The organism is Nonomuraea antri (genome assembly GCF_013283785.1).
GTDB classification, from domain to species: Bacteria; Actinomycetota; Actinomycetes; order Streptosporangiales; family Streptosporangiaceae; genus Nonomuraea; species Nonomuraea antri.
Window position 1 is genome coordinate 1 of sequence record NZ_JABCPZ010000266.1, and the last position, 14,241, is coordinate 14,241.

The 14,241-nt window shown below is 69.3% G+C and carries 13 protein-coding genes; 2 read left to right on the forward strand and 11 right to left on the reverse strand.

Annotation, left to right across the window (positions count from 1 at the left end):
- Positions 1 to 589: 589 nt before the first annotated feature.
- The 7 genes from rapZ to uvrA form a co-directional block, all read right to left on the reverse strand.
- Entirely contained in the window at positions 590 to 1,486 is an 897-nt protein-coding gene (gene rapZ / locus HII36_RS47360; RefSeq protein ID WP_407940880.1) for an RNase adapter RapZ, read from the reverse strand.
- On the reverse strand, positions 1,483 to 3,396 hold the full coding sequence (gene uvrC / locus HII36_RS47365; RefSeq protein WP_173529958.1) for an excinuclease ABC subunit UvrC: 1,914 nt from the start codon (positions 3,394 to 3,396) through the stop codon (positions 1,483 to 1,485). The genes rapZ and uvrC overlap by 4 nt, the downstream gene beginning before the upstream one ends.
- A gap of 137 nt (positions 3,397 to 3,533) precedes the next feature.
- A complete protein-coding gene (locus HII36_RS47370) occupies positions 3,534 to 3,953 on the reverse strand; it encodes a Rieske (2Fe-2S) protein (RefSeq protein ID WP_328808216.1) in 420 nt (139 codons plus the stop codon).
- An 88-nt stretch (positions 3,954 to 4,041) separates the two neighbouring features.
- A complete protein-coding gene (locus HII36_RS47375; RefSeq protein ID WP_173529948.1) occupies positions 4,042 to 4,497 on the reverse strand; it encodes a Rieske (2Fe-2S) protein in 456 nt (151 codons plus the stop codon).
- A gap of 113 nt (positions 4,498 to 4,610) precedes the next feature.
- Positions 4,611 to 5,057 (reverse strand): cytidine deaminase, encoded by a 447-nt coding sequence (locus tag HII36_RS47380; protein ID WP_173529949.1) that lies wholly within the window; start codon positions 5,055 to 5,057, stop codon positions 4,611 to 4,613.
- Positions 5,058 to 5,060: 3 nt separating this feature from the next.
- Complete coding sequence (locus HII36_RS47385) at positions 5,061 to 5,471, reverse strand: Rieske (2Fe-2S) protein (protein ID WP_236004717.1); 411 nt, start codon at positions 5,469 to 5,471, stop codon at positions 5,061 to 5,063.
- Between the two features lie 164 nt (positions 5,472 to 5,635).
- Entirely contained in the window at positions 5,636 to 8,485 is a 2,850-nt protein-coding gene (gene uvrA / locus HII36_RS47390; protein WP_173529951.1) for an excinuclease ABC subunit UvrA, read from the reverse strand.
- A gap of 216 nt (positions 8,486 to 8,701) precedes the next feature.
- Between uvrA and HII36_RS47395 the strand changes: the two genes are divergently transcribed.
- Positions 8,702 to 9,502: a maleylpyruvate isomerase family mycothiol-dependent enzyme gene (locus tag HII36_RS47395; RefSeq protein ID WP_173529952.1), complete on the forward strand. Its 801-nt coding sequence runs from the start codon at positions 8,702 to 8,704 to the stop codon at positions 9,500 to 9,502.
- Positions 9,499 to 10,155 (forward strand): MBL fold metallo-hydrolase, encoded by a 657-nt coding sequence (locus HII36_RS47400; RefSeq protein ID WP_173529953.1) that lies wholly within the window; start codon positions 9,499 to 9,501, stop codon positions 10,153 to 10,155. The genes HII36_RS47395 and HII36_RS47400 overlap by 4 nt, the downstream gene beginning before the upstream one ends.
- 50 nt (positions 10,156 to 10,205) lie before the next feature.
- Here HII36_RS47400 and HII36_RS47405 read toward each other — a convergent pair whose 3' ends face one another.
- The 4 genes from HII36_RS47405 to HII36_RS47420 form a co-directional block, all read right to left on the reverse strand.
- Entirely contained in the window at positions 10,206 to 10,475 is a 270-nt protein-coding gene (locus tag HII36_RS47405) for a hypothetical protein (protein WP_173529954.1), read from the reverse strand.
- A 107-nt stretch (positions 10,476 to 10,582) separates the two neighbouring features.
- Entirely contained in the window at positions 10,583 to 11,416 is an 834-nt protein-coding gene (gene pssA, locus HII36_RS47410) for a CDP-diacylglycerol--serine O-phosphatidyltransferase (protein ID WP_173529955.1), read from the reverse strand.
- Positions 11,403 to 12,053, reverse strand: coding sequence for a phosphatidylserine decarboxylase (locus HII36_RS47415; RefSeq protein WP_173529956.1), 651 nt, complete (start codon positions 12,051 to 12,053; stop codon positions 11,403 to 11,405). The genes pssA and HII36_RS47415 overlap by 14 nt, the downstream gene beginning before the upstream one ends.
- A 109-nt stretch (positions 12,054 to 12,162) precedes the next feature.
- A complete protein-coding gene (locus HII36_RS47420) occupies positions 12,163 to 13,140 on the reverse strand; it encodes a TerC family protein (protein WP_173529957.1) in 978 nt (325 codons plus the stop codon).
- Between the last annotated feature and the right edge of the window lie 1,101 nt (positions 13,141 to 14,241).

A 14,241-nucleotide genomic window follows, 5' to 3' on the forward strand; every position in this document is an offset into this window, starting at 1 on the left:
GCCACCACCCGCGGCCCGCCCTCCGGCGCGACCGCCCGCGGCCCACCGTCGAGCACGACCCCCTTCGGCACGGCGCCCTGCAGCACCACACCCTCCGGCACAGCACCCACCGGCACCACACCCTCGGGCGCGGCACTCTCGGGCGCGACACCTGCAGCCTCGCTCACCCGCGACCCACCCTCGACGGCGTCACTTCCCGCCCTCGTAACCCGCAGCCCGCCCACGGAGACGGCACTTCCCGCAGCCGCAACCCGCGACTCATCCGCGGCCCCGGCCACTCGCGCCCGCCCGTCCGGCGTCACCGCCACCGACTGGTCGGCCTGCGACCCGGAACCATCGCCCAGGAGCCCCGGCACAGAACCAGGACCACCAGTACCGTCGCGGCCCCCACCCCGCAGCGAGGTCTCCGGCCAGGAAGAACTCCCCGGCCGGTAAGAGGTCTCAGGTCGGTGTGCGCCGGTTTCGTGCAGTCCAGCAGGTGCGTACGGCCCGTCCGCCGAATGCGGAACGCCATACACGTCATCATCGATCGGGTGCGGCAAAACGTCCTCTTGGGTGTGATGTGGCAGGGCCTGGTGGAAGCCCGTCGTCACTCCCGGCCCACGTCTCGATGGCTCACCTGGACCTCCATCCCGCGGTCGCGCAGCCGGGCGGCGACCTGTTCGGCCATGGCGACACTGCGGTGCTTCCCGCCCGTACAGCCCACCGCCAGCGTCGCGTAGCTCTTGCCCTCGCGCGCATATCCGGCCGCGACCACCTTCAGCACCTCTTCGTAGGAGTCGAGGAACTCCTTGGCCCCCGGCTGCCCGAGCACGTAGTCGCTGACGGGCTGGTCGAGGCCGCTCATCGGCCGCAGGTCGGGCACCCAGTGCGGGTTGGGCAGGAACCGGCAGTCGACCACGAGGTCGGCGTCGACCGGCAGCCCGTACTTGAAGCCGAAGGAGACCACGTTGAGCCGCAGCCCGGGCCGGTCCTCGCCGCCGAAGTACGCGACGATCTTGTTGCGCAGGTCGTGCACGTTGTGCGTGGAGGTGTCGATGACCAGGTCGGCGTTGGCCCGGACCTCGCGCAGGATGCCGCGTTCGCGGGTGATGCCGTCGACGAGCCGCCCCTCGCCCTGCAGCGGGTGCGGCCGGCGCACGTTCTCGAACCTGCGCACCAGCTCCTCGTCGCTGGCCTCGAGGAACACCACCCGCACCCGGACGCCGCGGCCTTCGAGCTCCTCGATGGCGGCGTTCAGGTCGGTGGTGAAGGCCAGGCTGCGCACGTCGACGACGGCGGCCACCTTGTCGGCGGCGAGCTTGACCTTGCCCGCCTCCTCGGCCATGGCGAACAGCAGCCCGGGCGGCAGGTTGTCGATGACGAACCAGCCCAGGTCCTCGAGCGCCTTGGCGGCGGTGCTGCGCCCCGCCCCGGACATGCCGGTGACGATGACGAACGCCGGCTCGCTCCGTTCGGACACCTGCGCTCCCTCGCGGGTGTTCACGGCGACTCCCCTTTCAGCGTCGACACGATGACCTCGGCGATGGACGGACCGATGCCGGGCACCTCGCAGATCTCGGCGGCAGTGGCCTCGCGTAGTTTCTTCACGGAGCCGAAATGCTTGAGCAGCGCCTGCCTGCGCGCCGGGCCGAGCCCGGGCACGCCGTCGAGCGCACTCTCCTTGACCGTCTTGGACCTCTTGGAACGATGGTAGGTGATGGCGAACCTGTGTGCCTCGTCGCGCACCCGTTGCAGCAGGTAGAGACCCTCGCTTGAACGAGGCATGATGACCGGCTGATCGTCGCCGGGCAGCCACACCTCCTCCAGCCGTTTGGCCAGGCCGCACACCGCGACGTCGTCGATGCCCAGCTCGTCGAGTGCCCGCTGGGCGGCGGCGGCCTGCGGGCCGGCGCCGTCGACCACGACCAGGTTGGGCGGGTAGGCGAACTTGCGCGGCCGGCCGGTCTCGGGGTCGATCGGGCCGTGCGCGTCGTCGTCGGCGGCCAGTTCGCCGGTCGCCGAGCGCTCCTCCAGGTAGCGGCGGAACCGGCGCTGGATGACCTCGTAGATCGAGGCGACGTCGCCTTCCTTGGTCTTGACGGAGAATCGCCGGTATTCGCTCTTGCGGGCCAGGCCGTCCTCGAAGACCACCATGGACGCCACCACGTTCTCCCCCTGCAGGTGGGAGACGTCGTAACACTCGACGCGCAGCGGCGCCTGGTCGAGGTCGAGTGCGTCGGCGATCTCCTGCAGCGCCTTGCTGCGCGTGGTCAGGTCGCTGGCGCGGCGGATCTTGTGCTGGGCGAGCGACTCCTTGGCGTTGCGCTCGACGGTCTCCATCAGCGACTTCTTGTCGCCGCGCTGCGGCACCCGCACCTCGACCCTGGCCTTGCGCTGCTCGGACAGCAGTTCGGCGACGGCCTCGCCCTCGGGCGGCAGCGCCGGGACGAGCACTTCGCGGGGCATCGACTCGGGGCTGGCCTCGCCGTACATCTGCAGCAGGAACTGCTCGACCAGCTCGCCGGGGCTGGTCTCCTCGACCTTGTCGACCACCCAGCCGCGCTGGCCCCTGATGCGCCCGCCGCGCACGTAGAACACCTGGACGGCGGCTTCGAGCGGGTCTTCGGCCAGCGCGATCACGTCGGCGTCGGTGCCTTCGCCGAGCACCACGGCCTGCTTCTCCAGGGCGCGCTGCAACGCCTGGATGTCGTCGCGCAGCCGGGCGGCGCGCTCGTACTCCTGCTCGGCGGCGGCCTCGCGCATCTCCTTCTCCAGCCGCTTGATGAAGCGGCCGGTGTTGCCCGCCATGAAGTCGCAGAAGTCTTCGGCCAGGTCGCGGTGTTCGTCGGGGGTCACCCTGCCGACGCAGGGCGCCGAGCACTTGTCGATGTAGCCAAGCAGGCACGGCCGGCCGATCTGACCGGCCCGTTTGAAGACGCCCGCGCTGCACGTGCGTACCGGGAAGACGCGCAGCAGCAGGTCGACGGTCTCCCTGATGGCCCACGCGTGGGAGTAGGGGCCGAAGTAACGGGTGCCCTTGCGCTTGGCGCCGCGCATGACCTGAACGCGCGGGAAGTCGTCGCCCATGGTCACGGCCAGGTACGGGTACGACTTGTCGTCGCGGTACTTGACGTTGAAGCGCGGGTCGAACTCCTTGATCCAGGAGTATTCGAGCTGCAGCGCCTCGACCTCGGTGCCGACCACGGTCCAGTCGACCTCGGCGGCGGCCTTGAGCATGCCCTGGGTGCGCGGGTGCAGGGCGGCGAAGTCGGCGAAGTAGGAGTTGAGCCGCTGCCGCAGGCTCTTGGCCTTGCCCACGTAGATCACCCGGCCGTGCGGGTCTCTGAACCGGTAGACCCCGGGGGACTCGGGGATGGAACTGGATTTGGGCCGGAAACTCAAGGGGCTGCCCACTGATCTCGCCACGGCCTCAAGCCTAGTAGGCCCCACCGACAAGCTCGCCCGCCATCACAACGCGCGGTGGATCCCTGGGCGCCCGCCCCGATCGGACGCCCTCGGGAACCATCGTGCCCGCCCGCAGGTCCCGCGGGTCAGGCCAGCGTGATCTGGTCGCCCTCGACCTTGATCTGCTTCTCCGGCAGCGGCTCCTTGGCCGGCCCGTCCGTCACGGCGCCGTCCGCGATGGCGAACTTGCTCCCGTGACACGGGCAGTTGATCGTGCCGTTCGACACGCTGCCCACCGCACAGCCCTGGTGCGTGCACACCGCGCTGAACGCCTTGAACTGCCCCGCGGCCGGCTGCGTCACCACGATCTTCTGGTCCTTGAAGACCGTCCCGCCGCCGACCGGGATCTCGCTGGTCTTGGCCAGCCCGCCACCGCCCGCCGGCGGCGCGCTCGACGCCGCCGGGGCGCTCGACTCCGGCGCGGCCGGAGCGCCGGTGGACGGCTGTGCCGTATCGGTACCGCCGCCACAGGCCGTGATCGCCAGCGCCAGGCCGCCTACACCCACGCCGGCGATCATCGTGCGCCGACTCTGAAGGTCATCTCCCATGCGTCTCACCCAATCGCAGGCGGGTGAGAAAACCATGAGATTAGGCTCAAGCGAGCCTGATCTTACCGTCGTTCACACTGATCTTTTTCTCAGCCAGCGGCTCGCCGGCCGGCCCGTTGGTGACGGATCCGTCCTCGATGCTGAACTGGCTGCCGTGGCACGGGCAGTTGATCGTGCCGTCCGCGACCTCGGCGACCGTGCAGCCCTGGTGGGTGCAGATCGCGGTGAAGGCGCGGAACTCGCCGTCGACGGGCTGGGTGACCACGACCTTCTGGCTCTTGAACACCTTGCCGCCCCCTGCGGGGATGTCGCCGGTGTCGGCCAGGGCCGCGGCGGGCTTCTTCGTCTTCTTCTTCGGCGCGGCGGACGACGGCTCGTCGGCGGCCGGCTCTTCGCTCGCCTGCGTCGTCGGCGAGCCGTAGCTCGCGCACGCCGTCAGGACCGCCGCGAGCCCGGCGCTCCCGGCGCCGAGCACGACCGCCCTGCGCGTCGTTTCCGTCATGGTGCGTCCTCCCAGGTATCGGTCTCACTTCAGGTACGGCCGGCGCACTCGCGCCGGTTCAGCCTGCCTGAGCCCAATCCCGGGAACCACGCATATTTACCCGTTCGCCCGCGCTAGGAGGTGTGCGCCGCGAATCCCGGCCAGGATCCGTCGCCGGTGAACTGCGACCCCCAGTAGTACGGGTTGACCTCCCTGAGCGTACGCGCGCTCCAACCGCCCGCCGAGGCCGGGTCGGGCACGCCGACCTGGACGTCCGGCCCCCACAAGGCCAGCCGCTCCTGGCAGATGCCGCACGGCGGCAGCACCAGCGACCGCCCCTCGGCCGGCTCGCGGTAGACGCACACCGACGCGGTCACCCGCTCGTCCAGCGTGTACGCCTGGCAGATCGCCCCGGTCTCGTGACACAGCGAGACCCCGCCGTTGAGGTTGTCGAGGCCGACGCTGGTCAGGATCCGCCCATCGGCCAGGTAGACGGCCGCCGCGCCGCCCGGCTCGCCGACCGGCCACCTGCGTTCGAGCTGGGCGACGGCCGCGTCGACCAGTTTCTGATCGAGGTGCACGGTTCAGACCACCACGATGCCGTCGCCCTCGACCTTGACCTGGTACGGCGTCAACGGCGCCGTGGCCGGGCCCTTGGTCGCCTGGCCGCTGTCGGTGGCGAACTCGCTGCCGTGGCAGGCGCAGGTGATGACGTTGTCCTTGGGCGTGCTGACCGCGCAGCCCTTGTGCGTGCACACCGAGCTGAACGCCTTGAAGACGCCCTCCGCCGGCTGCGTGACCACGATCTTCCACTCTTCGACGATCTTGCCGCCGCCGACGGGCACGTCCGCCGTCTTGGCCAGGACCTTGCCCTTGATCGACTTGACCGGCTGCGCCTTGGCCCCGCCCGAACCGCACGCCGTCAGCGCCAGCCCGCACGCCGCGACCCCCGTCGCGCCCAGCAGCTCGCGCCGCCCCAGCCCGTTTTCCGGCATGGCAGAACCCCGCTCCGAAACCGTCATGATGTGCCGACCCTCCCCGTACCCGCTGACCCCCTGCAGGTCAGGCCGTTACCGGTACTTCACCTTATTGACGGGGGGCACCGGTCCGGCCACCGGGTGGCGTTCAGGGGCGCGGCCGCGCCCCTGAACGCGCGTGCTCACTCCGGCGAGCCGCCGAGGATCTTGCGCAGGAAGCGCCCGGTGTGGCTCGCGTCGACCAGCGCGACCTCCTCCGGCGTGCCGGAGGCGACCAGGGTGCCGCCGCGGGAGCCGCCTTCCGGACCCATGTCGATGATCCAGTCGGCCGTCTTGATGACGTCGAGGTTGTGCTCGATGACGATCACCGTGTTGCCGCCGTCGACCAGGCGGCCGAGCACGCCGAGCAGCCGCCGGATGTCCTCGAAGTGCAGGCCGGTGGTCGGCTCGTCGAGGACGTAGATCGTCCGGCCGGTCTGCCTGCGCTGCAGCTCGGAGGCGAGCTTGACGCGCTGCGCCTCGCCGCCCGACAGCGTGGTGGCCGGCTGGCCCAGCCGGACGTAGCCGAGGCCCACGTCGTTGAGCGTCTGCAGGTGGCGCTTGATCGCCGGGATGGCGTCGAAGAAGCCCAGCGCCTCCTCGATCGGCATGTCGAGCACCTCGGCGATCGTCTTGCCCTTGTAGTGCACCTCGAGCGTCTCGCGGTTGTAGCGGGCGCCGTGGCACACCTCACACGGGACGTAGACGTCCGGCAGGAAGTTCATCTCGATCTTGATGGTGCCGTCGCCGGCGCACGCCTCGCAGCGCCCGCCCTTGACGTTGAAGCTGAAGCGCCCCGGCTGGTAGCCGCGCACCTTCGCCTCGGCCGTGGCCGCGAACAGCTTGCGCACGTGGTCGAACACCCCGGTGTACGTGGCCGGGTTGGAGCGCGGCGTGCGGCCGATCGGCGACTGGTCGACGTGGACCACCTTGTCGACCTGGTCCATGCCGTTGATGCGCGAGTGCCTGCCCGGCACCGTGCGCGCGCCGTTCAGCTCCTTGGCCAGCGCGTTGTACAGGATGTCGTTGACCAGCGTCGACTTGCCCGACCCCGACACGCCCGTGACCGCGGTGAACACGCCCAGCGGGAAGTCGATGTCGACGCCCTTCAGGTTGTGCTCGCGCGCACCCTTGACGGTGATCTGCCGCTTCTTGTCGCGCTTGCGGCGCTTGGCGGGGATCTGGATGCTCTTGCGGCCCGACAGGTACTGGCCGGTGATCGACTCCTCGCTGGTCAGCAGGTCCTGCACGGTGCCGGACACGACGACCTGGCCGCCGTGCTCGCCCGCGCCGGGACCGATGTCGACCACCCAGTCGGCGGCGGCGATCGTGTCCTCGTCGTGCTCGACCACGATCAGCGTGTTGCCCATGTCGCGCAGCCTGATCAGCGTGTCGAGCAGCCGCATGTTGTCGCGCTGGTGCAGGCCGATGGACGGCTCGTCCAGCACGTACAGCACGCCGACCAGGCCGGAGCCGATCTGCGTGGCCAGCCTGATGCGCTGCGCCTCGCCGCCCGCCAGGGTGGCGGCGGCGCGGTCCATGGTCAGGTAGTCGAGGCCGACGTCGAGCAGGAAGCCCATGCGGGCGTTGATCTCCTTGACCACCCGCTCGGCGATGTGCATGTCGCGGTCGGACAGCTTGAGCTCGGCCAGGAACTTGGCGCACTCACCGATCGACATGGACGCGACCTCGGCGATCGACCTGCCGTCGACCGTGACCGCCAGCGTGACCGGCTTGAGCCTGGCGCCCTTGCAGGCCGGGCACGGGATCTCGCGCATGTAGCCCTCGAACCGCTCGCGCGTCGAGTCGCTCTCCGCCTCGGCGTGCCTGCGCTGCACCCAGGAGATGACGCCCTCGTAGGCGGTGTAGTAGGCGCGCTGCCTGCCGTAGCGGTTGCTGTAGCGGACGTGGACCTGCTCGTCGTGCCCGAACAGCAGCGCCTTCTGCGCCTTCTTGGGCAGCTTCTCCCACGGCGTGTCGAGGTTGAAGCCCATCGCCAGGCCCAGCGCCTCGATGAGCCTGATGAAGTATTCGCTGGTGTGGCCGCCCGACCAGGGGTGCAGCGCGCCCTCGCGCAGCGTCAGCTCGGGGTCGGGCACGACGAGGTCGGGGTCGACCTCCATCTTCGTCCCGAGACCCGTACATTCCGGGCAGGCGCCGAACGGCGAGTTGAACGAGAACGAGCGCGGCTCCAGCTCCTCGAACGACAGGTCGTCGTAGGGGCAGTAGAGGTGCTCGGAGTAGAAGCGCTCGCGGCCCGGGTCGCCTTCCGGCAGGTCGACGAACTCCAGCGTGATCGTGCCGCCGGACAGCTGCAGCGCGGTCTCGACCGAGTCGGTGAGCCGGCGCCGCGCGGACTCCTTCACCGACAGCCGGTCGACGATGACCTCGATGTCGTGCTTCTCGTACTTCTTCAGCGTCGGCGGCTCTTCCAGCCTGACGACCGTGCCGTCGACCCTGGCGCGGGCGAAGCCCTTGGTCTGCAGCTCGCGGAACAGCTCGGCGTATTCGCCCTTGCGGCCCCTGATCACCGGCGCGAGCACCTGGAAGCGGGTGCCCTCGTCGAGGTCCATGACCCGGTCGACGATCTGCTGCGGGGTCTGCCTGGCGATCGGGCGGGCGCACACCGGGCAGTGGGGCTTGCCGATGCGGGCCCACAGCAGGCGCAGGTAGTCGTAGACCTCGGTGATCGTGCCGACGGTCGAGCGCGGGTTCTTGCTGGTGGCCTTCTGGTCGATCGAGACGGCCGGGGACAGGCCCTCGATGAAGTCGACGTCGGGCTTGTCCATCTGGCCGAGGAACTGACGGGCGTACGCCGACAGGGATTCGACGTAGCGACGCTGCCCCTCAGCGAAGATCGTGTCGAAGGCCAGGCTCGACTTGCCCGAGCCGGAGAGGCCAGTGAAAACGATCAGAGAGTCTCGCGGCAGGTCGAGCGAGACGTCTTTGAGGTTGTGTTCTCGTGCTCCACGCACGATCAGGCGGTCTGCCACGGCGATCCCGGAAGTCGAAAGGCGGATAGGTCCACGGGGATGGTAGACGGGGGCTCCGACAATTTCGGGGGCCCGCTCCTCGTCCCCCGAAAATCCGTCCCTCACAGGTTACGGCCAACTCCCGTGCCGGCAGGAGGCCTTTAGTACTCAACTCCCTGACCAGCGGTTTTATGCCCACACGGCACTCCGGCCCGACATTTGGTGAAATATCGTCACATGATGGTCCTACCCGCGCTCCAGGACGAGCTGACCTCGGCCACCGCCCGCCTGCTGGCCACGGCCGCCTCCCTGACCGACGCCGACATCGCGGCGCCCTCGCTCCTGCCCGGCTGGAGCAGAGGCCACGTCCTGGCCCACCTGGCCGGCAACGCCCACAGCCACATCAACCTGCTGACCTGGGCCAGGACCGGCGTCAAGATCCCGCAGTACGCCTCGACCGAGTTCCGGGCCGCCGAGATCGAGTCGGGCGCCGCCAGGTCCGCCGCCGAACACCTGGCCCACCTGGAGGACAGCGTCTCCCTGCTGGCCGCCGCCATCGCCGAGCTGCCGGGACCGGCCTGGTCGGCGCACGTGGAGGGGTTGCGTCCGCCGTCCCACCCCGCCTGGTACGGCCTGGTACGGCGGCTGCGCGAGGTCGGGCTGCACCACGTGGACCTCGACGCCGGCTACGGGCCCGCCGACTGGCCCGAGGTGTTCGTCCTGCGCGAACTGAACGACACGGTCAGGTTCTGGTCCCGCGAGGCGAGCACGATCGGCGAGATCGTCGTGCTCGACCCCGGCACCGGGGCGGAGGTGGCCGCGTGGCGCGACCTCGGCGCAGGACCGGCCGTCCGCGGCGCGCCGGCGGACATGCTGGCCTGGCTGACCGGCCGGACGAAGGGTGCGGGCGTTAGTGTGGTGCCCGTGGGGCAGTCGTCGACGTCCGGCGCGAGCACCTCGCTGCCCGAACCACCGCCGTGGCCGGCGATGCCCACCCCCGCTGATCTGCCCGCGACGCCCCCGAGGGACTATCGATGACCTACACAGGCGACGTCCAGGTCGGCGGCCCCGCCGACGTGCGCGAGCTGCCCGGCCTGACGATCTGCAAGCTGGCCGTCGGCCCGTACGACAACAACGCCTATCTCCTGCGCTGCACCCGGACGGGTGACGCGCTGCTGATCGACGCGGCCGCCGAGTCCGACCGGCTGCTGGCGCTGATCGACGCCGAGCCGATCAGCACGATCGTCACCACCCACCAGCACGGCGACCACTGGCAGGCGCTGGAGCAGGTGGCCAAGGTCACCGGCGCGCGGCTCGTCGCCCACCCGCTCGACGCCCCCGCGCTGCCGCTCCCGGTCGACCGCACGGTCGACCACGGCGACACCATCGACGTCGGGGAGGCCTCGCTGGAGGTCATCCACCTGCGCGGCCACACGCCCGGCTCGATCGCCCTGCTGTACGACGGCGGCCCGGCCGGCCACCACCTGTTCACCGGTGACTGCCTGTTCCCCGGCGGCGTCGGTAACACCGGCCAGGACCCGGAGCGCTTCGAACAGCTCTACACGGACGTGGTCGAGCGCCTCTTCGACCGCCTGCCCGACGAGACCTGGGTGTATCCGGGGCACGGCAAGGACACCACGCTCGGCGCCGAACGCCCGTCCCTGCAGGAGTGGAAGGCCCGCGGCTGGTAACAGCCTTCCCCGGCCTTTCCCTGGGCCTTTCGGGTCGGCCTTTCTCCGGGTCAGCGACGTAAGACGCGGACGATCCGCTGCGCGGCCAGCGCCGGATCGTCCGCGAGCCCGACCAGCTCGCCCCACGACCACCGGTAGAACCACCCGTCGGACAACGGCACGCAGTCGATGGTCTCCACCAGCATCGCCGTGTCGGGATCGCTGATCCGCAGCGCCGGCGGGTACGGCCGCAGCACCGCCGTCAGCCCGTGCTGCTCCAGCTCGGTGGCCAGCTTGCCCAGGAAGTACGTCCGGGTGTGCTCACGCGGCGCGGCTGCCATGGCTCCATCAAAGCCGAAGACGCCGACACAAGGAAAGGAGGACGGGAAATCCCCCGCCCTCCGATTCAGACCCCGCGGCCGGCCCGCCTCTCAGCGGGCGCCGCGGCTCAGTCGCTCCACTTGCCGCCGACGCGCTCGGCCTCGCGGCGCTGCTCCCGCTTGTAGAACAACATCCGCAGCGGAATGGCCGCCACCAGCGCGATCTGCATGCTAGCGCCGATCTTGATCGGCAGGTCGCCGCCCTCGGGCCAGGCCACCCAGAACGTCAGGAACGCCACGTTCACCATGATCCAGCCGAGGACCACGGCCGCGAGCTGCCCCTTCGGCTTGGGATACTCGATGCGGCTGACCATCAGCCAGGCCACGCCGAGCACCGCGAGCAGCGCCCAGATGCTCGGCTGGAACAGCAGTACGATGGAGATCACCGTCATGGCGCCCATCGGGATGGGCAGGCCCATGAAGTCGCCGCTCTTGGTCTTCACGCAGGCGAACCGCGCCAGCCGGACGACGCCGGCCACCAGCACGGCCGCTGCCGCCGCGACCACCGCGGTGAAGGGGATCTCGTTGGTGAAACCACCCCAGATCACGACCATGAACGCCGGCGCGAAGCCGAAGCTGATCACGTCCGCCAGGTTGTCGAGCTCGGCGCCCATCGCCGAGGCGCGGAAGCGCCGCGCGACGAGGCCGTCGAACAGGTCGCAGGTCGCGCCGATGAGCAGCAGCACGATGGCGGTCGCGAAGTAGCTCGGGTCGGGCGTGAACGTGTCGCTCTGCTGCAGCTGCTGGATCGCCGAGTACGCCAGGACGCACACCGCGAGGAACCCGCAGACCGCGTTGCCCAGCGACAGCGAGTCGGCGGCGGACAGGCGGAACGCCTTGCCGACGGGGCCGCGAGGCTCTTCCTCATCCGCCTGCCAACTACCGGCGTCAGCCGCGGTCAATTCTGGTCACCCCCGCAACCGTCTTCTCACCCACGCCGACCGCGGGCGAGATGCCTTCGGGAAGGTAGATGTCGACCCGGGAGCCGAACCGGATGAGCCCGATGCGCTCGGCCTGCTCGACCTTGGCGCCGGCGCTCAGGTACGGCACGATCCTGCGCGCCACCGCGCCTGCGATCTGCACCATCTCGATGTCGCCGAGCGCGGTCTCGAAATGCCACACCACGCGTTCGTTCTGGTCGCTGTCCTTGTTGAACGCCGGCAGGAACCCACCCGCCACATGCTGCACGGAGGTGACATTTCCCGCAAGGGGTGCCCGGTTGACGTGCACGTTCAGCGGGCTCATGAAGATCGCGACCCGGGTGCGGCCGTCCGGCCACGGGTCGATGCTCTGCACCACGCCGTCGGCGGGCGAGAGGATGCGTCCCTGGCCCGGGGTGCGCTCGGGGTCGCGGAAGAACCAGAGCATGCCACCGGTGAGTGCGCTCAGCGGCACCGCCGCGAGCGCCCATCGCCGGTCCCGGCGCGTCAGCAGCGCGGAGGCGGCCGTGGCGGCCACCGTCGGGAGGAGCCACGGGGAGACGCCCCGCGCGAGCCTTACGGACGTCGTGCGGCTCGACTTAGCAGAATCGACTGACACGTACAACCTTTGGTGGTGACTGGACTGGGCGCTTTGCCGTGATGTTACAGAACTCGCAACTATGACACGGCCGCAACTACACAAGCAAAGCGCCTCGAAAGCCTTATGGCTAGACCTGCTCCGGGTGGGTTTCCTCGCCCTGGCGCGCGTCGATGCGGGCTTTGATCAGACTGGCCACGGTGGTGATGACCATGGTGGCGCCGATGATCGTCAGCGACAGCCAGATGGGGATTTCGGGCGCCCAGGAGACATGGCTGGTGTGCAGTGCCTCCAAAATCAGCTTAACCCCGATGAACCCCAGGATGAACGCCAAGCCGTAGCTGATGTACACCAACCGCTGCAGGAGACCACCCAGCAGGAAGTAAAGCTGACGCAGGCCCATCAGGGCAAACGCGTTGGCGGTGAAGACGATGAACGGGTCCTTGGTGAGCCCGAAAATGGCGGGGATCGAGTCGAGCGCGAACAGCAGGTCGGTGCTGCCGATGGCCACCATGACGATGAGCATGGGGGTCACCATGCGCCTGCCGTCGATCTTGACGGTGACCTTGGAGCCGACGTAGCCCTCGGTGGTGGGGAACGCCTTGCGCACCCACCTGAGCAGGACGTTCTCGTTGAACTCCTCTTCATCGCCGCGGTGCCTGACCAGGTTGATCGCGGTGTAGACGAGGAACGCGCCGAAGACGTAGAACAGCCAGCTGAACCGCTCGAGCGCGGCGGCGCCGAGCGCGATGAACACGCCGCGCATGACCAGCGCCATGAGAATGCCGACCAGCAGCACCTTGTGCTGATAGACCTTCGGGACGGCGAACCTGCTCATGATGATGAAGAAGATGAACAGGTTGTCGACGCTCAGGCTGTATTCGGTGATGTAGCCGGCGAAGAACTCGCCCGCCTTCGCGCCGCCGAACGTGATCCACAACACCACGCCGAACACCGCTGCCAGCGCGACGTAGAAGGTGACCCAGTACCCGGCCTGCCGCATGGAGAACTCTCGGGCTTCTCCACGGTCGACAATCCAGAGGTCAACGGCAAGGACGACCAGGAGTCCGCCGATGACGGCGATCCAGGCCCAGACGGGTACGGTCACGTTTATTACCCTCCGGCAAACACGACGGACTGCCGGAGGTCTCTCCCGCCCGCCTCAAACATGCGGACCGGCAGCCCCGGGGGCCCCGTGGAGCGGGGCTGCACCGTGATGACGAGGCTGCCGCGAAGGGATACTCCCCTCCCTAACCCACGCAGTATATGAGAACGCCAGGACCTGACCTAATCATCCCGTGGATCCCACCAGCACAGAGGCGGTCACAACACCTGCGCGGAGAGGACTGGAACGCCCACGCACAACCGACCAGAACGCATACGCAACGCCACCCAGAACCCCACACGTCGGGCGCACTCCGAACCCGCCCACAAGGCCGCTCGGCACGCCACTCACGAGGACGGTTCCCAAGCCACGCACGTGCAGGCGGCCCGAACCGGCGGCGCTGAGGCGCCCAGAACGGCGCGCGTGAGCGTGTCCAAGAGGGCGCGCCGCGCGTCGACGCAGCCAGAACCGGCGCGTAGAGGCGAACACGACAGCCCTCGTGGGCCAGCCAGAACCGCTCGCGCGTAGAGGCATTCAGAACCAGCGCGTATGAACGCCCAGAGCAGCCCACATGGTGCGGCCAGAACATCGAACGCGTAGAAGCATTCAGAACCGGCACGCATGAGCGATCAGAGCAGCCCGCGTGGCGCGGCCCGAACGGCGGGCACGTGGAGCAGGCAGAACCGGGAGCAGTGAGAGCCAGAAGCAGTCAGAGTCGGCGTGCAGGAGCGTCTGAGCAGCCGGCGTCGTACGCAGCCGGAACAGCAGGCGCGCCGAAGCGATCAGAGCTGGCGCGCAGGAGCGATCGAAGCAGCCCCGCATGGTGCGGCCGGAACGGCGGGCGCGTAGAAGCAGGCAGAACTGGAAGCAATCAGAGCCGGCGTACATGAGCGTCTGAGCAGCCTGCGCGTCGTACGCGGCCGGAACGGCGGGCGCGCCAAAGCAACCAGAGCCGGCGCGCAGGAGCGACCGGTGCTGCCCGCGTGGCGCGGCCCGAACGGCGGGCGCGTGGAGCAGGCAGAACCGGGAGCAGTGAGAGCCAGAAGCAGTCAGAGTCGGCGTGCAGGAGCGTCTGAGCAGCCGGCGTCGTACGCAGCCGGAACA

Coding starts and splice junctions, on each gene's coding strand:
- HII36_RS47375 (WP_173529948.1), bottom strand. CDS start 4,497: ATGACGGAAACGACGCGCAGGGCGGTCGTGCTCGGCGCCGGGAGCGCC.
- HII36_RS47385 (WP_236004717.1), bottom strand. CDS start 5,471: ATGCCGGAAAACGGGCTGGGGCGGCGCGAGCTGCTGGGCGCGACGGGG.
- HII36_RS47395 (WP_173529952.1), top strand. CDS start 8,702: ATGATGGTCCTACCCGCGCTCCAGGACGAGCTGACCTCGGCCACCGCC.
- HII36_RS47400 (WP_173529953.1), top strand. CDS start 9,499: ATGACCTACACAGGCGACGTCCAGGTCGGCGGCCCCGCCGACGTGCGC.
- HII36_RS47405 (WP_173529954.1), bottom strand. CDS start 10,475: ATGGCAGCCGCGCCGCGTGAGCACACCCGGACGTACTTCCTGGGCAAG.